The organism is Ancylomarina subtilis, assembly GCF_004217115.1.
Lineage (GTDB): Bacteria > Bacteroidota > Bacteroidia > Bacteroidales > Marinifilaceae > Ancylomarina > Ancylomarina subtilis.
Genome location: NZ_SHKN01000001.1, coordinates 1,233,631 through 1,256,905 on the forward strand (window position 1 = coordinate 1,233,631; position 23,275 = coordinate 1,256,905).

Here is a 23,275-nt window from a genome sequence, read left to right on the forward strand (position 1 = left end):
GGCTCGTTTCATAATTTATGCGTCACTTGAATTTAAAATGTACCTTTTAAGCTGAATGTAAACTCAGGTTGATTCAGGATTCCGCCACCTGTGGTAGCGATATCTAAGATATCTGGGATATTTTCCGGGTCGATATTTTGACTGTTAAAAACGATTACGCCCAAATTTCTTGCCTGAACAGAGAATTTCAGTTTAGATAGTGAAAGGGGCTTAATTATTTTAGCAGGCATGTCGTATGATAAAATAACTTCCTTAATTCTGATATGAGAAGCATCGAGAACCGTATTGCTACTGTTGCTGGTATAAGCATCAAAGTAAGAAGACAACATCGAAGAATTGCCAGGGAAAACAGGCACGTCAGTCGTTAATTCATCACCTGGATTCTGCCATCTTTTTTCATAATCTTCATGAATCCAATTTCTCTCAGTAGAAGATGTGAATTTTCTGTAATTCAAGGTATTTCTTCGGAAAACATGTCCCAACTTATAGGTCATAAGAAGTCTTAAGGAAATGCCTTTGTATGCAAAATTATTTATTACACTTCCATAAAATTTTGGGGTCGTCGTTCCTTCATACTTTAGTGCATCAGCATCTTCAATTGCATCAGATGAAGAAACAATGTCGCCATTTTGGTCATATACCTGAGGTAAACCTTCTGAAGACAGACCAGCCCATTTGTAACTGTACATATAAGCATAAGGTAAACCAACCTTAGGCTTCATGTTTAAGTAAGAAGATGGAGTCTCATCAGGCATCTCAATCTCCTTTACCACATTTTTGTTATGAGAAAAATTAAGGCCAACATTCCATTTAAAAGCTTTGTCGATAGCCAGTGCATTCAGACTGAAATCGAGTCCCTTGTTTGAAATCTCGGCAACGTTCATTTTAGCTTGCGAAAAACCATATGTAGAATTCAGCGATACAAAACCTAACAAACCATCACTGTACTTATTGTAATACTCAATGCTACCCGATAGTCTATTGCGAAACATCGAGAAATCAAGACCCAGGTTTGTAACTGAAGTTCTTTCCCATCGCAGTTTTGGATTGCTTGGATTATTGACATAAGCAAATTGATTTTGTGTATTGTAATCTTTTGCAACCAAAGCAATCATGTAGGGGCTGGTTGTTTTATCAACATTCCCATTCAAGCCATAAGTTGCTCTTAAACTTAACTGATTAATAAAATCAAAATCAAAAAAATCTTCCTTATGTATTTGCCAATTACCACCAAGCGACCACAGAGGTACGTTACGATATTCAGAATCAGCACCAAAAAGATTTGAATCGTCCAAACGGGCACTGGCAGTCAGCGTATATTTTTCGGCATATGTATAAGCCATATTTCCATAGTAGGAAATAAAACGATCTTCTATATCTTCAAATTGTGTATTATCCCCAATCGTATATTTTCGACCACTAACAGCATTCGGAAATCCTTCATTTAAATTAATATTCTTGTACTGGAGGCTTTGAGGATCATAACCATATTTTTTCATACCCTTGGATGATTCGCGCTCAAATTTTCGAACTTCGATACCTGCCATGGCTGTAATATTATGCAAGTTATTATTAAACGATTTATTAAAATTTAATTGTCCTCTGGTAGTAAAGGCCTTATAATTTTTATAGGATTCACCAAGAATTGACCCTTTGGGTACATAGGAAACAACCTCTCCATCTTCAATTACCGTTCTGTAATTAACAAAATTCCTTACATAATAAATTTCTTCATTGTTAAGGCTTCTTCCTTTGTTATCGCCCCATTCGTACTGGTAACGCCCATCAAAATCAAGCCCTTCGAGAATTTTATAATTAAAACCAACTTTTAATTTCAAATCAACATCTTTCTCATAATTATCCTTATTATCGAATTCTCTTTTAAGATTGTAATCCCAATCGTAAGGGTAGCCCTGATCAACCAAATTCTCCTTGAAATCTTGATAATAACCCTTAGGCTGGTTTACGTAATTACCATTTTCATCCAATATCTTTTGGTACTGAGAAGTGCTAGTAATACTTGAAAGACCAATTCCATTGTTCTTTTGATTTCGAATCGTCGCATTAATTCCAACATTAACAGTCAATCGGTCATTCAATTTAGAATTTAAACTTAAATTGGAAATAATTCTTTCATTAGCAGATTGCTTGGAATAAGATTGATTGTCATCATAATTAACTGAAGCATAGTAGGAGTTCCTTTCACTATTCCCACTAATAGCCAGACTGTATTGTTGTCTGACTGCTTTTCTTAAAAACAAATCAGAAAACTCATCTCTTACATCCGTATTTTTCAGTCCATTAACAACAGCATCAGTTTGCTCCTGAGTATAAATACCATCTCTTAGTTTAAGAAAAGCATCCATACCAACTGTCAAAGGGTATTGATTAGCACCTACAGGCAAGTTGGTATACTTATTATTCGCCAAAAACTTCTCCGCCTCTAAAAATGATTCGGTAGATGCAAAAGGTAAATCATATAAATCAGGCTTTTGAGTTAAGGACAATGAAGAGGTGAATTCAATATTAGTCTTCCCTTTGCCAGTTCCTCTTTTCGAAACAATAACAATGACACCATTTGCAGCTCTGGCTCCCCAAATAGAAGCAGCGGCAGCATCTTTCAACACTGTAATACTTTCAATGTCATTGGGGTTTATTGTTTCCATATCTCCTTCAATCGGAAAACCATCGACAACTATAAGAGGTTTTTGATTGGCAAAAAGTGTGCTTCTACCACGAATCTCAACATTCCCATCCTTGTCGAATAAAACACCGGCAGTCTGGCCCTCCAACTTATCCAGAATGTTCACACTCGACTTTTCTTCGAGTACTACGGCATTTACTTTCTCGAATGCACCTGTTGCTCTCTCTCTGGAAAGGGTTTGGTAACCTGTTACTACAACTTCATCCAAATTTGCTGTATCATACTTCAATACAACATTCAAATCAACTTGTCCCCTATAAGCAATCTCCTGCGATATCATCCCAACAAAAGAGAACACCAAAACAGCATTATCACCTTCAATTTTAATGTTGTAATTGCCATCAATATCAGTAGCAACACCATTGGTTGTTCCTTTTACCACCACAGAAACACCAGGCAGGGTATTGCCATCTGCATCGGTAACGGTTCCTTTAAGCTCCCTCTTTTCCTGTTCACGATCTGATTCTTCAGGCTGATTACTTTTCTCAGCTTTAAATATCACAATCACTCCATCCTGCACTTTATAATCCAGGTCCGTTCCTTCCAGCGCATCACCCAAAATTTCCTGTACACTGGTGTTTTCCACATTCATATCCACTCTAATCTCAGGATTAATATCCTGTATCTTGTAGAGAATACCATAACCTGTTTGTACTTTGATATCTTCAAACACCTCTATTAGCGTAGCATTCTCGTATCGGGCTAAAGAAACCTCCTGTGAAAGTCCGTTAGCCAAAACACTTAGGTTGAGTGCAAAAAACAGAATAATAAAATTTCTCATAAGCCAGTAGCTTTTCAGCCATTTCCCCCTCATCGGAAGGAAGTGACAATTCCAGTTTTTTTTCATAAATTTGTAATGATTAAGGTTAAATTAAGAATACCGCATGTATTCTTTTAACTGCCCGAAAAGTGTTGTCGCATTTTTCGGGTTTTCTTTTTAGGTTCTATTATATTTTTTGATTAACAATTAATACATCTCCTTTTACTTCAAACTCAACATTTGATCCCAGTTCCAACAAGTTAAGAATGGTCGAAAAATCCTCAAAACGTTTCATTTCACCTGTAAAGCGTATATTTTGAATTGAAGGATTCTGGAAAAAAACTTTCACATTATACCAACGCGAAAGCTTTCGCATGATACTTCCCAGGTCTTCGTCGTTAAATTGGAATCGTCCATCTTTCCATCCGGTATACAAACTGGTCTTAACCGTTCGAAGCTCCCCTTTCAACGCACCCTTATTATAAGCAACCTGCATATTGGGTTCCAGCATCATCTTCTCAACAATACCACTTTCATTTTTCAGATGAACCCCAACACTCCCCTCCACAAGGGTTGTTTGTGTTAATTCTTCATCGTCATAAGCCATCATATTAAACTCAGTACCATAAACCTTAACATCCATCCTATTGGTTTGTACAATAAAGGCATGTTCCTTATCCTTTGCCACATCGAAATAAGCCTCTCCCTTGAGATACACAATTCGATCTTCCCCAATAAATCTGTCAGTGTATTTTAATTCGGAATCAGAATTTAGCCAAACTTGCGTTCCATCGGACAACTGGAGTTGATACTCTCCGCCTTTGGGAACCACCAAGCGATGCCACTTTGTACTCATTTCAGCCAAATGTTCACGATCATAGGAAAGTTTATGATCGCTGTTTTTTAACTGATCCCCCTCTGTAGTTTTTATCAACTGATTCTGCTGATCTTCAAGATCTATTGTCTCTCCATTAGACAAAATCAAAGTCGCTTTTTGTGTACCCGGAGTGATATTATCCACCCAAACTTCATCATAGGTTTCAACAGAATCGATGGCATTATAAACCAAATACCCCCCAATGGCCAAAGGCAAAATTAAAATAGCAGCATAACGGACAAACTCTTTAAAAAGCGTTCGCACTTTTGTTTCTGTTTTTAATTGTGGCTCCAATTTTTTCCAGGCTTGTTCCGAATCGATTTGATTGTATTCCTTTTTTTTAGAATCGAGATCCAAATCCTGAACAAGTCTCTCATAAAGAGATCTATTTTCTTCAGACTCATGCTTCCATGCATTAAGGATATCGGATTCCGATTCGTTCAACAAATCGGTTTTCTCCTTGTAAATCAGCTTTGATATTTTGATATGTGCTTTGGTCGTGCTCATCATTTTAATTGGCTTTTGTACTTGTAATACACCCGAGCCAAAGAAAAGGACAGTGGAGAATGAATTTTTTTCTTAAAAAAAAATTAAACCAAAACTCCTTAAACTCAGACTCACCTATTAAGTTAGAGCTTTTAGCACGAGAAAACAAAGGAGAAAAAAATATATCCTTGATAAGCTGAGGCTCAACGATTGAACCTTTAATAAGTATGCAGTCTTACTCTTGGGTTTCTTATAAATCGAGAAGATAAGCCAATAAAGGCAACAGGAATAGTTGATTCTTAAGGCGTTCTCGCAAAATGCTTAAAGCCTGATTTTTGTGGTATTTTACGGTACTGGTTGATAAGTCGAGTTCTTCCGCAATTTGTGCATTCTTAGCGCCATTCATACTCAAAGCACAAACCTTTCGGGTTTGTTCGGGCAAACTATCAATGGCTTGTATCAGCAAACGGTAGGTTTCCTCCTCAATCACGTGATTCTTAAAAAAAAGCGCATTCGATTTATCTTGCAATATTTCTTTCTGATGAGCATCAATAACTTTTTGATGACGGAAATGATTCAGGGCTTTATTCTTCACACTCATGTACAAGAACGCTTTTATAGTTGAAGCATCCTCTATCGTACGTCTCTTTTCCCAAAGTTTCACCAAAACCTCTTGCACCAAATCTTCAGCCAAATCATTATCCTGCACATATTTTTTTGCAAAAATCAACAAGGCTTTATAGAACGTATTAAAAATACATTTGAAAGCTTGTCTGTCTCCTTTGCGAAATAATTCAAAGTCTTGTGAGGTAAACATATTTGGGTTTAAGGGGCGATTAGAATGGCTTAAAGATATTTTTTTCGGACGATAATACAAAAAATTGATGAATTCAATCAAAAATACCTCACTCTGTTTAGATGGATTGAATAGGTGTTTTTTATTATAGCATGTCTGCTAATAAAGGGTAGAATGCCAAAAGATGGCTTTCACAAACAAGAAAAAGGACAGAATCAGGAAACCTTTTACATTTCATAAAACCTGATCCGACCAAAGAAGATTAAATAAAAATTTGTGAGAGACCTCACCCAAGCATTCCTTTAGGGCTTCTGTCCTTTTATCTACTAACTAAAATTCAAGTATAAAACAGTTTAAAATAAAAGGGCATTCAAATTATTTTACATAAAACACCAACCTCGACTCGAATATTATGTTTTAAAAACCCAAATATGGCTTATACGAAGGAACAGTGAAGGAACAGTGAAGGAAGCCCGAAGCTACAGGCTTGCCAAACCGTGTATATTATTATTCAATAAAGGAGTGATTAAGATTACTTGACTTGCTTTGTAATATTGGCTAATTTTAAGTAAATACATAGAGGTTATGAAAAAAAAGTTATTAATTGGATTGGGATTAGTCGTGATGCTCTTGTTCGCCTTTCCATTTGGTATGATCATCTCCCTGGCATTTTGGATCTATTGGGGAGTGATGACTAGAAAAAGGGAACGTATTTTCCACGAAGAAATTGAACCGGAATTTGCCAGAAAGCAATTGAAAAGATTGAAAATATTAAGTCTTACAGCCAGCATATCATTCACTATTGCTATAGTCGGTATAATCATGCACAATGTGCAATCAGGCCTATCGGGAACTGAAGAATCTTTCTATTTTTTCATTGGAATAGTCGCTTCTTACTTATTTATTTTGGCATCTGGAGGTGGTCTGGTTATATTTATCGAAGGAAGGCAAAAACCAATATAGTACAAGTTCAGCTGTACATAGAATATAATCTTTCCCCCCGCTACCGCAGAAATCCTTTCCTGTGGCTTTTATCTTTATCTTAAGGATCGCGATACAACCGTGCACCAACAAAACTCAACAACTCACACTTAACAAGTACATTAACACGTACTAGCCGTGATTCCTATTGCCTGTTATTACTGAGCTAGCTGTATATGCATCCTTATTTATGAAACTTATCCTTTTCCCATTTTAATGGATTGCTTTTGATATAATCTCTGATTCGGAATAAGGCTTCATCATTCCGAATAATATGATCGTAAAAACGGGCTTGCCACATAAATTCGGGATTAATTATTCTCGCATTTTTACTGACACCACTTTTAAATCCCCGAATGATAGATGCCAGATTTTTGGATTGCGCTCCAAAACGATTCTTTTGCGCAGATGCTATGCAATTTCCCTTTGCTGATGCAATGCTATTGCCCTGTACAGACGCAATGCATTGCGTCTCTACGTTATATTTATTATCACCAATACCAATGATGGCATGAAAATGATTGGGCATAATGATATATTCATCCCTTTCTAAATTCATATCCTCACGCATCTGAAATGTTTTCAACCATTCCTTCTTCGCGATTTGACCTATTTCGGACAATTGCATTTTCCCATTTTCCACCTCGCCAAAATAATGCTGTTTATTGCCCGTACAAATGGTAATAAAATACATGCCACTACCGGCATAATCCCAATTTTTCAAACGGGCGGATTCTATTCGATATTGACCCTTGTACTTTTCTGACATGATAATGAAATGGGCGTACTGCTCATCGTTTTTATTCAATCACTTGTATTAATACTCACTGATTTTATTTATCACGAACAACCTGGATGCTTCACCATCTTTGAGTTTATATTGTATTTGGCGAGTCCCTCCTGTTGGTTTATTATTGGTGTCGCCATCCTTATAAATTGGAAATCTGCGTACTAAACTGGTCTCTACAATAGCAAATTCATCGTGGCCCATATAGCCCATGCTGGCCTCTTTATTTTCGAATAGTTCCGGGAAGTAAATTTGACTGATGGACTTGCCATTGTTTACAGAATAACCAATCACATTGCCATAACTGCCGCTTCCTGCCGACACTGTGTAAATCAAAATTTCAGGAAAACCATCTGAATTTAAATCTTCAATTTCGGCATCCACAACTTGCCCATCTACTTCCATGGCAATTTTTCGATTATCTATTTCCAAACCTTTGGGTTGAATTGTAAGTTGACTGATAGATCCTTCTCCCCTGGTTTTTATATCAAACGATATGTTTTGCAATGTCAGTGTTTTTTGAAAAACAATCTCTTGTTCTTCAGGAATAGAATGCTCTACTTTTGAAACCTCATCAATCCCACTTTTTTCTGTATTTGATTTGCCCTCTTTGTTCTTACATGCAATTACACTTAATGTTAGCAGTATGCTTATGAAGATTGTCTTAAACTGTTTCATATCTATTAGGATTACATATTCATTTTATATACCGGGATATTGTTTATGCAGGCCCGCCACCACAAGGAAAAATGACTTCAAGAAAGCTTGTTTTTAACTTGCGAGGGAGTCTTTCACAAATTTTTCACAATCCAATGATCAGGGTATTTGACTTTTATTTTCTTCAGGTTTTCTTCTGATAGTTCAACATTCTCCTCAAGTTGACAGATATACACTAGTGCTGGAATAAAATTTTCATCGGCTTTTATAATTTTCTTAAACTCTATTAGTGCATTGTCATCCTGACCCAGATTCATGAATGTTTCTCCTTTATATAAATTTATTAGAGGATGGTTTTTATTAAATCTATCATTATAAACCATCTCGAACTTACTAATAGCATAGATGGCTAATTCGGGCCTATTGGCATTTACGATGTAAAACTCCAGCATACCAACTAAATCCCTATTGGTCATAGTCGTGTCTTGATAAAAACTCTTTAATGACAAAAGTGCCTCAGTCATTTTAGGGTTTGAGGGGCCAAGATTAGAATTGAATGATTCATACATCAATGCCATCACAGAGGATAGGTTATTTTCCTGACTACGATTGGGCGAATTCGCTTCTATGACCCAGCTTGGTAAGACAAATGTATCAGTCTTGTAATCAAGAACGCTATCGCCATCCATGTCAAAAATATAATGAGACTCTGGACTAACACCTTGTAAAATGCCAAATAAGAACTTTCCCCCACAAGTATGCAAAATATAAGGCTTATTTGTTTGTCCGCCTTTAGTGTATGAATACAAGCCAATATTGCCTTCAATCCAATGACACATTTTATTGTTGGGATTATTATATTTTATCGGGTTTTCTTGTAGGTATGAATAGATATTATCGCCTACTTTTAATAAGTCTTGTCCCAATGATATTTTCATTAACAGGACTAAAACAAAACTTAATAATATATGTTTGATTTTCATTGTATATTTTTCCTTTGGATTACTTACGATAAATTATATGAGTAGTGGCAGATTGCGTGGTACTTTCCTATCAAATCGCTATACAGTTTGAGCGGATGTCGAACTTTTGTATTTAGCACTTTCCCTGCCATTATTTATACAAAATGTTAGCGGTAGTTATTCAATATTCATCATAGTTTTAACAATTGAATCAGGTACAAAATCAGGGTGATCATTAATTACTTTTTCAATCACATCCTTCTTTAAAGCATCTTCTCTTCTATATGCATTTAAAAATGGATACTTAGTCTTAAACAAAGCCTCAAGTTCATGTCCTTGATGCTCATTAAAATCTTGCGTTATTTGAAGTTCCCAATTATTAAATGTTTTATATGTGAGTTTATTGTCAGTATTTAATCCTAAATCTGTTAGAACTTTATCTATAATTAATTGTCCGTCCTCTGGTGTCAGATTTATCATCTGTGAATAAGCCGTGATACTTAATCCACCAAAATCGCCTATTGAAATTTTATTTTCTCTAATCATCAGAATACCCATTAGCAAAGGGTCTAAAAGGTAGTTCTCAATTGCATATCTTTCATTTTCTCCAAGAACTAGAATGCGGTCAGTAGGTTTGTTATTCATATCCCAATCTATTATACCATAAATTTGGTCATTCCCATTCGAGTACAGATTAGTTACAACATCTATTACATCTGTGCAATTAGAACCATTTGATGTTCTTGCTGGAATAAATATTGGTTCCGAAGGAAGTGAAATTAATCGACCGTAAATATTCTGTAGTAGTTCATAATAAGCAACATCATATTTACTCTCAACAAATACTTGCCTTCTCCGCTCAGTTGAAATTTTTAAAAATGGAATATCTGCAGAAAGAATTTCAACAGCTTTTTGAACTGGTATTTTAGAAGGAATATTAGTTCCTCTTTCTAGTTGATAAATAGAAACACCTTCACTTGCAATTACAGTAGTTGGTGAGTGGGTTGAAATGATGGTTGGGATATGGTTTTGCCCTACAATATTTTCTTTCAAAACCTTTACCATCATTTTTGACATAGATGGGTGTAGACCAGCATCTGGCTCATCTATCAATAAAATATCTGGTTTTCCTATATCTCCTCCAGTATTGTATATTGCTAACGCAAGTGACATAAGAACTTTTTCGCCAGTTGATAAATCTGCCGAACTAATTTCAAAACCTTCAGTTCTATCTCTTAATTTAAAAACAAAGCTTGCATCTATTCTATCTCCTTCAGGATTGTTTACCTCATATGGAATGTTTGTTTCTTCCAATATTTTATTAATGAATTCCCAAGGAGGTTCGCCGTAGTTTCTTTTAAACTCATCATCACTCAATACAGGTTTTGTAATAAGCTTACCCTTTGATTGATAATATTCATTAATAGCATTTTCTTCTTGACGCCTGTGATAGTTCTTAAAAATCAAGGCAAATTGAGCTGTGAAAAAATCATTTTGACCCATAAAAGAAATATCAAAACTATCAGATAAGTCGTTTTCTGTTAACTGACTCGTTGATTTTCCAGAATCCTGTAATGCCTTTCTAATAAATCTTTTCATGTTTTCATCAGGCACATAATTTAGAATCAGATTTATATTATCCTCTTGGTTTCTTCTTTGAAGTTGTTGTCTTCCAGAATGATATTGGTTCCAAACATTTTTCACATGTTGTGAGATAGAATTTGGGTCACAAGTTTCTTCAATTGTTGGGTTTAATCCATTAAATCCTATGTATCTTACATTTTGAATTAAATTACCATTGATATTAACTTGAGACTTATCCCTATTTGACATTGCTTCAAGAAGGTGAGTTTTTCCACTCCCATTTTTTCCAGTTAAGACACAGAAAGTAGGCAATTCAAATTCACATGGTGGATTTATTGATTTATGTTTTTGGTTTATTGTAATTTTAATGCTCATATATTTGATTATAAATTCTTCCAGGTTAATTACCGCTAACGTATGGATAAACGTCATGGTATATATTTTTATTAATCTTGCATTTACGCCACATATGGGCAGGTAAAGCACAGCTATCGTGATGGCTTTATTCTAATATTCTTATTAAAATGAAGGCATCATTTTCGAGCCTATCAAATTTATGAAAAACAAGCAGCAAACAATAAATTTAAAAGAAGTAAAACATCTGGTGTACATAAAACAGAATTGGTCTATATAGTTAGGGTCATGCTTCGGCATTTCGACAAGCTCAATGACCGAAAACTCAGTGCGGCGGCTTAGTGTCTGAAAACACATAAGAAATACGCCCATTGAGCGGAGTTGAAAAAAAACACCACCCCGTCGAGCGAGCTCGACACCCCTCCTCTAAAAAAAGGAGGGGAAACTAGTTTAAATCATATCAGTTTGGATTATATTTTATAATTTTCATAATTAAGGAATCCTGTTTCATTCAAATACGACAATAAAATCTTATTTTTGACGTTTATTTCTGATCAACCCAATAAGAGTATTCATAAACAAATTAGATATAAATGAAACGGTTTACATTAATCCTTTTAAGCCTGGCATTCGCAGCGCTATTCACAAGTTCATGTTCTACAGACGAAGAAACGAAACCCAGTTTTGATGAGTCATTAATCATTGGAAAATGGAAGAGTGGGACTTTATTCGAAAGATACGATGCAGATAAATCGGGTGCGACCTGGGATACGGCTGATGACGTAGAGGAAAAAGAAGCACAGGAATTTACCTGGACCATAGACAAAGATCAGTTGGAGCAAATTCACATCATCGTGAATGGTGGTCTAGTTCCTAAAAGATACACCATTACAGATTTAACGGAAACGACAATGAAATATGAAGACGATTTCGGAGTAACAAAATCATTCAGCAAACAATAATAAGATGCGAATATTAAAAAAAGTTGGAATCGCTTTACTGGCATTGGTTTTTGTATTGATCATCGCTGCCTCAATAGGCATGTGGTATCTTTTTACGCCAGAAAAATTAAGTCCCATCGTTAACAAACAGGCCAAAGATTATTTAGCCTGCCATACGATGATTGAAAAAGTTGAGCCCACTTTTTTTAGTAGCTATCCTTTTTTTGGGCTTGAGATTACGAATCTCTGTTTGACAGAGAATGATGCCCCGAAATCTGATACGCTCTTATACACAGCCAAATGCTTTGCCTCGGTCAATGTGATGGCCTACTTATGGGACGGCAACATCAAGCTTGATCCTTTTCTGCTGGAAGATGCGGTTGTGAATTTCAAAATAGATGCGCATGGCCAATCTAATTTCGATATTTTAAAGAGCGGTTCCGATGCCTCAGAAGCGAATACGGAAGCCTCATCATTGGGTGATATGGATATCAGCCATGTGGAGTTGAAGAATTTTAATGCCACCTACAGGGATGAGACAACATTCAGAAAGGCTGATATTCAAAAGATAGATGCTAAACTTGGCTTTAAATACAATAAGGAAAAACAGGCTTTAGATTTGGATATGCAATTGAACCGCTTGCTGTTTCAAACAGCCGACTCCATGGCGCTTTATCTTGATGCCAGAGATTGTAATCTGAAAATTAAGTCGAAGGCTAAAGACAAAAACCTGTTCAATTCCGATGTCAAACTTGTCTGCCAGGCCATGACCTTTGCTCTGGCTGCTGATACCCTTTTATCTGAGATGAAAGTTGACAGCCACTTGCCTTTGGGTTTTAACGTATCCGAAAACGCCTATGATTTTAAAAAGGCCAATCTGCTTATTAAGGACGAGCACGCCATCTCATTTGATGGTCTTGTAAAGGTCTTAAAAGATTATTCTATAGAGACCGACCTAAGCTACTCGAGCGGGGAATTGGATATTGAAAAAATTCTGGCTCTTATACCTAAAGCCTATTCGGAGCCGCTAAAAGATGTCAGCGCTAAAGGCTTTGCCAAAGTTTCAGGATCGGTAAAAGGGCTTCTGTCTGACACAAGCATGCCCCTGGTAAAGGCCAATATTGAATACGCTAAGGGCGAAGTCAAATATACGGGCTATCCTAAAGTGAAAGACATTGAATTATCCATGTCGACTCTGGTGGATATGAATAAGAACCAGGCTTCGACACTTACAATCAATAGCAGTTCTGCCCAAATAGCGCAGAGCACTGTTTCTGTAAAAGGAGAAATTTCGGACATTTTGGAAAGTCCGGTCTACAACATCCATTCCAATGGGAATTTTAACCTAGTCGATTTTAAACCCTTTATACCCAAAGATCAAAACATCAGTATTAAGGGATCGCTTAAGGGGAATGTGCATACCCGATTCACTCAGTCTGATTTGGATAAGGAGGCCTATCACCGCATCTATTTAAGTGGCGATTTTGAGACTCAGAACTTTTATGCCATCTATGAGGACAGTATAAAGGTGGATTTACCTTCGGCAAAACTGAAGCTTGATTTACCCAGCCAGAGCAGAGCAGACAAAAACCTTAAGTTTGCAAACATCAAAATGGATGCACCCAAGCTGAATATCGAGATGTCACCAAGCATGCATGCTGTGAGTGAAAATCTTGAGCTTTCTGCCGACATCAACCAACTGGCAAAAGAGCTTTCTGCACCCCTGTCGGCATGTCGTTTTAAATTTGGCAGCCTTTATGCTGTGGCCGACACCTTATCCCTTAAAGCCAATCATGCAGAGGGACAATTTGCCTATACTCCTGAACTTGAAGCCAAACAAGAGATTGCGCTTATCCATTCTAACATGACTAGTCAGGAATTGGTTATCGCCAGCAAAGACGCCACTCTTTTTGATGCTAAAGAGCTATCTGCCAAAACAAATCTGAAGTACGACGACTCACAAAATAATGTCATCCTGAAATGGCAACCCGAAGTGGCCGTGCGTTTTTCGGATGCCAATTATGACTTGGGTGAACAGTTGAAGGGGCAAATTCCTAATATAGCCTTCACCCTTGATCCCGACACCATGGCCATTGAGAAAGCGAATTTAATTTTAGGTGATTCGGACTTTAGCCTTAGCGGTAAACTGACCGATATATCAAACTACTTAAAGAAACAGGCATTGCTTAAGGGCGAGTTTAATTTGGTTTCTAAAAAGACCGATGTCTATGAGCTAATGGACATTTTTAACGGCATGGGCAGTCAGGATTCAACACTTGTGAGCAATGAAGCTGTTACATCCGAAGATGATCCCTTTATGGTTCCTAAGGGTGTCGAAATCAGGCTAAACACGAGCATCGATCAGACTCTCGTTAATGATAATATCATCGAAAATATTAAAGGAGGCCTAACTGTTAAGGATGGTACCCTTATTCTGGACCAAATGGGTTTTACCAGCAAGGCTGCCAATATGCAGTTAACGGCCATGTACCGTTCCGACAGGAAGAACCACCTCTTTTCGGGCATCGACTTTCACCTTTTGGATATTGATGTGGCTGAATTGATTGATTTGATTCCTTCGGTTGACACCATCATCCCTATGCTAAAGTCGTTCAAAGGAAAGGGCGAATTTCATTTGGCCGGAGAGACCTATCTTAAGAGCGACTATTCGCTTAAACAATCGACCATTCGTGGTGCGGCGGCATTCCAGGGACAGGAACTCACCCTTATGGATACCGAAACATTCGACATGATTGCCAGTAAACTGATGTTTAAGAAGAAAACAGAAAATGTGATAGACAGCTTAAGTGTTGAGATGACACTCTTTAAGGATGAAATTGATTTATACCCTTTCCTTATTGTGATGGACAATTATAAAGCCGTTATTGCCGGACGTCATAATATGGATAATCGCTTCAACTATCACATCTCGGTAACCGATACGCCATTACCGGTTAGATTGGGATTGAATGTGAGTGGTACCATGGAAGACTTGAAATACAAACTAGTGCCTTGTCAGTACAAACATCTTTACGATCCCAAAAAACAAGGCAAACTTGAGGCCCAAACTTTACGTTTGAAAAAGATGATTTCGGAATCGCTTAAGGAGAATGTTAAGGCGATTGAATAGCCTTATCGTTTATTGGAACGTGTTGGTGACAACATACAATGAAATCTGAATAAAAAAGTTTGTAGCTCTACGAAGAGCTACAAACTTTTTTTTTTATCCCCTTTAATAGATCCACTCCGGTATTTTAATCTTAGCTTTTAGCTTCGAATTAACAGAAAAGCTAGAAAGACCGTCTTCAAATTTAAGAATGAAACAGAACATGCTATTGAAATTGGGATGACATTGGAACACACAACATCCATTTTCTTACTGATTTACAAGGACTCATCTCATGATAGATATATTAAATTCAATTGTTTCTTTTTACAAGCTATGTATTTACAACAAAAAAACCACCTCCGAAATGGAGGTGGTTTTACCTTAGTCTATCTGATAAACAACAAGTCTGATTGATAACTATTGTTAATGATGAGCCACATTAAAAGATCGTTTAACAACCTGCTCGTTCCCTGCCTTATCCCTTAAAGTAAGAAATAAGTCATAATCTCCAACAATAGCATTCTGATCCACTTTAATATAAAAATCGAAAAGCCTTCGTTTTCTATAGTTTAGTTTTCTTCACCCTCCAGGAATTTCACAGACCACAAATCTTTTTTTTGATCTTCGGGTGCTAACTCTATTGATTTTGCAGCCTGAATTTTTGCCTCCTCTATTTGTCCTGATTTATTCAGTATGTAAGCATAGGCATCAATATTTTCAAAATTGGCATTCAATTCTACAGAACGTTTTGCCATTTTCACCACTTTGCTTACTAATTCTTTATCGATATCTTCTTTTGCCGCAGAAATAATCTGTACATACATAAACAAATGTTCGGAGTTATCAAAGTCATGTTTGATTCCATAATTAGCCATCGCCTCGTAAAACTTTTTCTGATCAGGGTCTCTTTGAAGCATACTCATATCGATATATGCAAAAATCTTAGATCCTACTTCCTGATCCAGCGCAATCAATTCTTTCTTTTTGGCTGCAAAAGCTTCTTTATCACCTTTAGGAACCGATTGTTTCAAATCAGACAGCATTATTTGCTCCATAAACTCATCAATTTGCAATTGATTGGCAACCTCATAAAACCTTGTTTTATTCTTCAAAACAAATAAATAGATTGGATCCGATGTAGAAGTCACAACTTTTGTAATTAATTCAGCATCTTTGGCATTAATTAACGCCTCTGATTTCTTACTTGAGAAATAGATTCTAACAGCTTCTTTTACATCTATTCCTGAATTAGCAGAAGTCATGATGAAATTTTGTAAAAATGCGACGTCTCTCTCTCCCTTTTCGAAGCGCTTGTTTAGTGCAGCCCAGTTATTTTTAGAATCTAAAGCTAACTTAGCTGTTGCGATAAGAGATTCTGCATCTGCCCCTACCATTTGCTGCAGAATATTTCCATCTGCATCTAACCAAAGTAATGTTGGAAATGCTTTTATTTGATATGTTTCCTTTAAGGGCTTTCCTGCTTCCGACTCCATATCCATTTTGACATTGACAAAATTCTTATTAAAAAAAGCTCCTATTTTGTCTTGTGTGAAGACATTTTTTGCCAGATACTTACAAGGGCCACACCAGGTTGTGTAACAATCCATGAATACGATTTTATTTTCTTTTTTTGCTTTTGCCAAGGCCTCTGAAAAAGTGCCGTGTTCAAATTCAATACCTTGCGAAAATGCACTAGCAAAAACGAATAAGGCTACTAATGATAAAATTATTTTTTTCATATGTTTTTTATTTTAAATTTTTCCCATATGGAAGTCGCATAATTAAACATCCCCCTGTGTGAGAAACCTTGTTTACATGCTCGTTTCATAAACTCATTTCTTATGAGTAAGCTAATTTTACTCGGTTAACATTACAATTTAAAGTCTATGCTATACAATAGGATTTTTCTTACAACTTTACCGGATACTTATTACAATAGACACAATCGAAATTTGATAAAGAAGCAAACAAGATTCTATCCCGTACAATAGCTTGTTGTGAGTTGTTCCGTAAATTTAAACGGAGGTTTTTAGGATAGCCTCCGTTTTTACTATTCAAACACTTAGCTAACAAAAAGATAATTTGAATATCTTTTTCTTTTATCTAATATTCTGAATTATTTCAGGATTCTTAACAATATACTTTTCAGCAATAGGATATACCCATCTTGGGCTGTTTGATGGCAAAGTATATTGCACACCTTCCACGGTTCTTTCCAATGTGATATTTGCATTATCATTGGTGTTATAACGCTTCAAATCAAACCATCTTAAACCTTTAAACAAAAGTTCCCTACGTCTTTCTTCTTTAACAAGTTCAATAGCTTCATCTTTACTACCCGCATTCAACGCAACATATTTTCCTGTTTCGTAACGCTTAAGTCTTAAAGCATTCAATATATCTATTGCCTCATTAAAATCTCCTGTTCTTGCAATACACTCAGCCTTATTTAGCATTGCTTCAGCAACTGTAAGACCATACTTAAAAGTTGTGGTCCCATAAATCCTTTCTTCTGAATCTAAACCCCAAAAATAAGCCGGACAAGTTAGATTTTTCCATCTTAAGTCAGAATCCTGATCATAGATATTAGCAACATCTTGTGAAGGCGCAAGAAGCAGTCCCATTCTACTTGATCTCAAATCAAATACAATCTCCTTATTCACAGACTCATGTGGAAATCTAAGAACCTCGGCATAATTTAATTCAAGAGTATTATAATCATACAAAAAATCATTTAATGCCAGAGCTTTATTTGCATATTCTAAAGCCTTATTGTACTCAGCCTTATACAAATACATTCTAGATAGTAAAATATAAACCGAGTTTTTTGACAACCTATTATTAAATGCAGTCTCTGCTAAATAGTCTAATGATTCAATTAAATCATTTTCAATATTGTCATAAACAAATTGAACTGAAGCTCTTTCCAAAGAACCATCCAATTTAGGACTTGTTAAATACGGCACACCTAAATCTTCACTAGCTGTTTCTTTTTCATAGTGTTTTGAATAAATATTTACAAGAAGAAAATAATTCAGAGCCCTCTCGGCTTTTGCCTCTGCGTGTATTTCATACTTATCCGTTTCGTTGCCTTCAGACTCCAAAACTTCAGAAATAACTGTATTGCAAATACCTATATTGGAATACATTGCACGCCACTGGTCATCTTCTTCAGTAGATAGATTAAATTTTTCTTCCCATTTATATGAATTAATTTCATACAAACCGTAAAAATAATTTAAATACTCATCCCAAATAGCCACATCGTCTGAACCAAATAAATGATAAGCAGCCTTAGCAGGTTTATCCATTAAAAGCCTGTAATCTTCAACTTTTTCAGGGATTACCTTTCCCTTTGGCTTTATGTCCAGCCAATCAGTACATGAAGACAACGCCAGTAATACTATTATATATATATAATTTTTCATGATTTATTCTTTTTAAAATGTAGCTCGTAAACTAAATGAGAATTCAGGCTTATTATCAATTCCATATCCCGAAAAATCAGGCATATTCTCTGGATCGATATTCTTGCTATTAAAAGCGATATATCCAAAATTCCGTATTTGAGCAGAAACATTCAGGTTTGAAACATGTAAGTTCTTTATATATTTTTCCGGTATGTTATAGGATAATATAACTTCTTTAAATCGAATATGTGATGCACTATGAACAGTATTACTGCTCATACCGGCATAAGACTCATACATTCCGGGGTAACTACCATCACGCAGTTTAGGCAAGTCGGTAATCAATTCATCTCCTGGTTTTTTCCACACATTATCGATATCTTTGTGTATCCAATTAACATAAGCTCCCATTCTGTAATCATCGTAACTCAAACTGTTGGTTCTAAACACATAACCCAACTTAAATGTAGTTAGCAAACTTAAAGACAATCCTTTATACGAAATACTATTTATAATACTTCCATAATATTTTGGAGTGGTAGAACCTTCATACTTCAAAGCCTCGTGTGTTGTGGGTTCCTGATCAGCAGAAAGAATCTCTCCTTTTTCATCATAAATCCTGGGTTCACCTTCTTCAGACAAACCAGCCCATTTATAGCTGTACATATAATTTAATGGCAAACCTTCTTTCAAATACCCTTGGATGTATGAGTAATAAGTATTATCAGGCATTTCTATTTTTTTAATTTTATTCTTATTGTAACTAAAGTTTAGACCTAAATTCCATTTCACCTCTTTATTTACAATAAGAGAATTCAAATTAACATCAATACCCTTATTGGATATTTCAGCAGTATTCATTAGAGCTTGAGAAAAGCCATAAGTCGAATTAAGAGCTACTTGTCCTAAAACACCATCACTGTACTTGGTATAATATTCAAGACTACCGGCCAAACGGTGATTTAACATAGAAAAGTCCAAACCAAAGTTAGCCACAGCTGTTCTTTCCCATCTTAATTTTGGATTCTTAGGATTTTGAATTTTTGCGTATGGTCTTTGCGTATAATAGTCTTTTCTTACATCAGCTATCAAATAGGGGCTTGTCGATTTATCAACATTCCCATTCCATCCGTATGTAGCTCTTAAAGTGAATAGATCCACAAAATCGAAATCAAAGAACTCCTCTTTATGCATTTGCCAGTTTCCTCCAACAGACCACAAGGGAACGTTTCTATAATCCGAACTGGCACCAAATAGATTTGAATCATCTAAACGGGCACTACCTGTAAAGGTGTATTTATCATTGTAGGTATAGGATGTATTAAAATAATACGATAAAAATCGATCTTCCTTATATTCATATTTCGTATCATCAGCCAATTTCCTCTTAGAGCCATTAAATATGTTTGAATACTCCACACCAAGAGGAGTTGTAGCATACTGTAAGCTTTGATCATCATAACCATGCTTAGTATAATTACTTGATTCATATTTTACTTTTCTCATTTCAATACCAGCTATAGCCACTAATTGATGCAAGTCATCATTAAAACTCTTATCGAAATTTATCTGACCTCGTGAGGTGAAAGCACTATAGTTACTAAAAGATTCTTTCAAAATGGCCCCTTTAGGAACTTGTTGCTCAGTCATGCCTCGATCATTAACAAGAGAGTATGTATTTACCAGATTTCTAACCTGATAAGTATCTTCATTGTATAAATTTTTGCCTTTTACATCTCCCCACTCATATTGATACTTTGCATCAATATTTAAGTAATCTGTAAGAGTATAGTTAAGAGCTGCTCTTAATTTCAAATCAAGATTATTGGTAACATTGTCCTTATTATCAAATTCTCTTTTGAGATTATAATTCCAATCGTATGGTAAATTTTTCTCTAACACAAGTTTCTCCACATAAGCTTGATTGTGTGAATAAGCTTGGTTTATGTAGTCCCCGTTCTCATCTAAAATCTGCTGATATTGAGGAATACGAGTTATATCAGTGAATTGAATACCATTCAATTCCCTTTTTCTAGCATTTACATTTACCCCTAGATCAATGCTTAATCTATCCGTGATTTTTGAATTTACACCCAAATAAGAGGTAATACGTTCATTGTTATTTGCTTTGGCAAATTCAGCATTATCAGAATAACTCAGAGAAGCATAATAAGATGAATTATTTAATCGCCCTCTAAGAGATAATCCGTATTGCTGTGAGATTGAATTTCTCATTAACAAATCGGAAAACTCATCCCTTACATCTCTTTGCTTTAGTTTATTTAAAATAGCATCTCTCTCTTGTTCTGTAATATTACCTTCGCTATAATTCAGAAAAGTTTCCATTCCCTCCGTTAAAACTGGCTGGTAATTACCATTGGGCATATTTACAAGGCTTCTTCTTACCATCTCTTCTTCATACTCAAGATAACTCGATGTTGAGGCAAAAGGCAAATCATATAGATCAGGCTTTTGAGTTAAGGACAATGAAGAGGTGAATTCAACAACAGGTCTCATGTCCTTATCCGCTTTCTTAGAAACAATAACAATTACGCCATTCGCAGCTCTTGCCCCCCAAATTGAAGCCGCAGCAGCATCTTTCAATATGGTAATACTTTCAATATCATTAGGATTTATTGTTTCCATATCACCTTCAATAGGAAAGCCATCAACAACAATAAGAGGTGTCTTATCTGCATACAAAGTACTCACACCTCTAATTTCCATTTCTCCTTGTTCATTAAAAAGCACACCTGTTGTCTGCCCTTCAAGCTTATTAACAATATTCATTGTTATTTTGCGGTCAAGCACCTCAGTGCTTACTTTCTCAAAAGCACCAGTAGCTCGTTCTCTGGATAGGGTTTGATAACCCGTTACCACAACCTCATTCATTACTTCAGAATCGGCAAGTAAAGTTACATTCTGAATCGATTGTCCGGCATATACAATTTCCTGAGAAAGCATCCCTACAAAAGAGAACACCAAAACAGCATTATCACTTTCGATTTTGATGTTGTAATTACCATCAATATCAGTAGCAACACCAGTTGTTGACCCTTTCACAACCACAGAAACACCAGGCAGGGTATTGCCATCTGCATCGGTAACGGTTCCTTTGACTTCTTTTTTCTCTTGCTTCTCTTCTTTGGGAGCTTCATACTTTCGATCAACAATCATGATGACATCATCGCGAAATTGACACTCAAGCTTTGTATCCTTAAAGATTTCTTCCAAAGCTTCATCTACTCTCATATCTGAAGCATCAAAATTAATCGCACCCAATTCTTCAATCTTATCCTCGCTGTAGATAAATCGAAGGCCTGTTTGCATTTTAATTTCATTCAACACATCCAAAACTGAAACTTCTTTTAATTCAAAGCTTACTCTCTGGTTTTGAGAATAAATACTGGCTGATGCACTTAGGGTGAGTGCAAAAGTCAAAAAGATAAACACCTTCATCATAATAAGGATTTTTAACCTTCTCCCACGAGGGAAAAGATAGGGGAAACCATTTTTTTTCATAATTTTGTAATGATAAGTTAGTATTTGAATAAACGCCCGCCCGGTATTTATTCATTATTTAATTTTCGAACGGAAGATTCTACGAAAATCTTCCGTTTTTTATACATCCTATCTGGATGTCTTACTTGACCATAACGACTATGGCATTGTCTTTTATTTCGAATTTTGCATTTGATGTTTCTTGCATAAAGTACAACAGGTCTTTCACGTCGGAGTAGCGTTTCATATCGCCCGTAAAACGGTACGCCTTGCATTCTTCATTCATAAAAAAGATTTTGACATTATACCATCGCTCCAAACGCGTCATGATATTCTCCAAAGATTGATTTTCAAAAACAAAGTCACCATCTTTCCAGGCAATATATGGCCTTACATTTACCTTCGTTACTTCTGTTTGCCCAGTTCGAAGATTAGCAAATCCTAATTCTCCCGGCTGCAATTTTGCCTCAATACTTTTCGCATTCGCTTTTATACCTACCGATCCTTCTACCAAAACAGTTTTAATTTCATTTTGATTGTAGGCATTGACACAGAACTCTGTCCCATACACTTTAACTTGCTGACCATAGGAATCAACAATAAAGGCTTTCTCTTTATCGGGTGTTACATCGAAATAGGCTTCACCTTTTAAGTAAACTTGTCTTTTATCGCCAACAAATTGTACCGGGTATTTTAATTCTGATCCTGAATTTAACCACACACGTGTTCCATCGGCCAAAAGAATATCATATTCTTGTCCATAAGAAACTCTAAGTGTATTATATATTTCTCTTGGAGTTGTTGCTTCTTCAGCCGAGTATTCAATTCCTTTTAGCGAATCGATCTCAATTAAAGAACCATCTTTTTCTTTTATGGTTTTTGTTTTCTCTCTAAGCTCCACAGACTCTCCTGTAGATAAAATTAATTCAGCACCTCTTTTTCCTGGTTCAATTTGAACTAACTGAGCAATATTTTCATTTTCCCCAGCTTGATCATTCAGTAAATAAGGAATTGCAATTGAAACTAGGAGAATAATACTGGCAGCTACAGCTGCAAAAGATAGATATCTCAGTCGAGCACCTATTCTTTTTTCAAATTTATTAAATTCAAGTTCGGTATTCACCTGAGTCGATTTCAGAGACCAACGGGTATATAGTACCTTACGAAGGATTTGTTGGTAGGCTTTTTTATTCTGTTCTGAGGTATTTAACCAGATTTCAAAATCATTCTTCTCCTCTTCTGTGATTTCACCAGAGATGTAATCGACGATTTCTTGATATTTTTGATCTGAAATATTCATTTTCCTGAATTATTAGTGTGCTTCACTAATAGTACAAGAGAAATGATAAAACGGTTGAAAAGAAAT

Annotated in this window: 14 protein-coding genes; 3 read left to right on the forward strand and 11 right to left on the reverse strand. The window is 35.9% G+C overall.

Features of this window, described 5'->3' with window-relative positions:
- Nucleotides 1–32: 32 nt before the first annotated feature.
- The 3 genes from EV201_RS05035 to EV201_RS05045 all read right to left on the reverse strand — a co-directional run bounded on the left by EV201_RS05035 (nt 33) and on the right by EV201_RS05045 (nt 5,644).
- A complete protein-coding gene (locus tag EV201_RS05035) occupies nt 33–3,485 on the reverse strand; it encodes a SusC/RagA family TonB-linked outer membrane protein (RefSeq protein WP_165389587.1) in 3,453 nt (1,150 codons plus the stop codon).
- Nucleotides 3,486–3,651: 166 nt separating this feature from the next.
- Nucleotides 3,652–4,848, reverse strand: a complete 1,197-nt coding sequence (locus EV201_RS05040) for a FecR family protein (RefSeq protein WP_165389588.1) — start codon at nt 4,846–4,848, stop codon at nt 3,652–3,654.
- A 229-nt stretch (nt 4,849–5,077) separates the two neighbouring features.
- A complete protein-coding gene (locus EV201_RS05045; RefSeq protein ID WP_130306295.1) occupies nt 5,078–5,644 on the reverse strand; it encodes an RNA polymerase sigma-70 factor in 567 nt (188 codons plus the stop codon).
- A gap of 564 nt (nt 5,645–6,208) precedes the next feature.
- Here EV201_RS05045 and EV201_RS05050 point away from each other — a divergent pair.
- On the forward strand, nt 6,209–6,586 hold the full coding sequence (locus EV201_RS05050; protein ID WP_130306296.1) for a hypothetical protein: 378 nt from the start codon (nt 6,209–6,211) through the stop codon (nt 6,584–6,586).
- Nucleotides 6,587–6,788: 202 nt separating this feature from the next.
- Here EV201_RS05050 and EV201_RS05055 read toward each other — a convergent pair whose 3' ends face one another.
- From EV201_RS05055 to EV201_RS05070, 4 genes are all read right to left on the reverse strand, one after another.
- Complete coding sequence (locus tag EV201_RS05055; protein ID WP_242610457.1) at nt 6,789–7,412, reverse strand: transposase; 624 nt, start codon at nt 7,410–7,412, stop codon at nt 6,789–6,791.
- Between the two features lie 9 nt (nt 7,413–7,421).
- Nucleotides 7,422–8,069, reverse strand: coding sequence for a PliI family lysozyme inhibitor of I-type lysozyme (locus EV201_RS05060; protein ID WP_130306297.1), 648 nt, complete (start codon nt 8,067–8,069; stop codon nt 7,422–7,424).
- Between the two features lie 113 nt (nt 8,070–8,182).
- Nucleotides 8,183–9,031, reverse strand: coding sequence for a tetratricopeptide repeat protein (locus tag EV201_RS05065; RefSeq protein WP_130306298.1), 849 nt, complete (start codon nt 9,029–9,031; stop codon nt 8,183–8,185).
- Between the two features lie 156 nt (nt 9,032–9,187).
- Nucleotides 9,188–11,026 (reverse strand): AAA family ATPase, encoded by a 1,839-nt coding sequence (locus EV201_RS05070; protein ID WP_207224390.1) that lies wholly within the window; start codon nt 11,024–11,026, stop codon nt 9,188–9,190.
- Nucleotides 11,027–11,541: 515 nt separating this feature from the next.
- On the opposite strand from EV201_RS05070, the gene EV201_RS05075 reads away from it, so the two are divergent.
- Together EV201_RS05075 and EV201_RS05080 are read left to right on the forward strand one after the other, a co-directional pair.
- The gene (locus tag EV201_RS05075; RefSeq protein WP_130306299.1) at nt 11,542–11,910 is read left to right on the forward strand and encodes a lipocalin family protein; all 369 of its coding nucleotides are present in this window, start codon (nt 11,542–11,544) and stop codon (nt 11,908–11,910) included.
- Nucleotides 11,911–11,914: 4 nt separating this feature from the next.
- Nucleotides 11,915–15,019, forward strand: a complete 3,105-nt coding sequence (locus tag EV201_RS05080; protein WP_130306300.1) for an AsmA-like C-terminal region-containing protein — start codon at nt 11,915–11,917, stop codon at nt 15,017–15,019.
- 548 nt (nt 15,020–15,567) lie between these two features.
- Here the strand turns inward: EV201_RS05080 and EV201_RS05085 are convergent.
- The 4 genes from EV201_RS05085 to EV201_RS05100 all read right to left on the reverse strand — a co-directional run bounded on the left by EV201_RS05085 (nt 15,568) and on the right by EV201_RS05100 (nt 23,209).
- Entirely contained in the window at nt 15,568–16,737 is a 1,170-nt protein-coding gene (locus tag EV201_RS05085; protein WP_130306301.1) for a thioredoxin family protein, read from the reverse strand.
- Nucleotides 16,738–17,097: 360 nt separating this feature from the next.
- Nucleotides 17,098–18,426: a RagB/SusD family nutrient uptake outer membrane protein gene (locus tag EV201_RS05090; protein WP_130306302.1), complete on the reverse strand. Its 1,329-nt coding sequence runs from the start codon at nt 18,424–18,426 to the stop codon at nt 17,098–17,100.
- Between the two features lie 12 nt (nt 18,427–18,438).
- On the reverse strand, nt 18,439–21,870 hold the full coding sequence (locus tag EV201_RS05095; protein WP_165389589.1) for a SusC/RagA family TonB-linked outer membrane protein: 3,432 nt from the start codon (nt 21,868–21,870) through the stop codon (nt 18,439–18,441).
- Between the two features lie 181 nt (nt 21,871–22,051).
- Nucleotides 22,052–23,209 carry a FecR family protein gene (locus EV201_RS05100; protein ID WP_130306304.1) on the reverse strand — a complete coding sequence of 386 codons (1,158 nt, stop codon included), beginning with the start codon at nt 23,207–23,209 and terminating at the stop codon, nt 22,052–22,054.
- Nucleotides 23,210–23,275: the final 66 nt, after the last annotated feature.

Bases quoted from the DNA above. Each gene is read 5' to 3' on its own strand.
- EV201_RS05065 (WP_130306298.1), bottom strand. From the start codon at position 9,031: ATGAAAATCAAACATATATTATTAAGTTTTGTTTTAGTCCTGTTAATG.
- EV201_RS05090 (WP_130306302.1), bottom strand. From the start codon at position 18,426: ATGAAAAATTATATATATATAATAGTATTACTGGCGTTGTCTTCATGT.
- EV201_RS05080 (WP_130306300.1), top strand. From the start codon at position 11,915: ATGCGAATATTAAAAAAAGTTGGAATCGCTTTACTGGCATTGGTTTTT.
- EV201_RS05095 (WP_165389589.1), bottom strand. From the start codon at position 21,870: ATGATGAAGGTGTTTATCTTTTTGACTTTTGCACTCACCCTAAGTGCA.
- EV201_RS05045 (WP_130306295.1), bottom strand. From the start codon at position 5,644: ATGTTTACCTCACAAGACTTTGAATTATTTCGCAAAGGAGACAGACAA.
- EV201_RS05060 (WP_130306297.1), bottom strand. From the start codon at position 8,069: ATGAAACAGTTTAAGACAATCTTCATAAGCATACTGCTAACATTAAGT.
- EV201_RS05100 (WP_130306304.1), bottom strand. From the start codon at position 23,209: ATGAATATTTCAGATCAAAAATATCAAGAAATCGTCGATTACATCTCT.
- EV201_RS05040 (WP_165389588.1), bottom strand. From the start codon at position 4,848: ATGAGCACGACCAAAGCACATATCAAAATATCAAAGCTGATTTACAAG.
- EV201_RS05050 (WP_130306296.1), top strand. From the start codon at position 6,209: ATGAAAAAAAAGTTATTAATTGGATTGGGATTAGTCGTGATGCTCTTG.
- EV201_RS05035 (WP_165389587.1), bottom strand. From the start codon at position 3,485: ATGAGAAATTTTATTATTCTGTTTTTTGCACTCAACCTAAGTGTTTTG.
- EV201_RS05075 (WP_130306299.1), top strand. From the start codon at position 11,542: ATGAAACGGTTTACATTAATCCTTTTAAGCCTGGCATTCGCAGCGCTA.
- EV201_RS05070 (WP_207224390.1), bottom strand. From the start codon at position 11,026: ATGACGTTTATCCATACGTTAGCGGTAATTAACCTGGAAGAATTTATA.
- EV201_RS05085 (WP_130306301.1), bottom strand. From the start codon at position 16,737: ATGAAAAAAATAATTTTATCATTAGTAGCCTTATTCGTTTTTGCTAGT.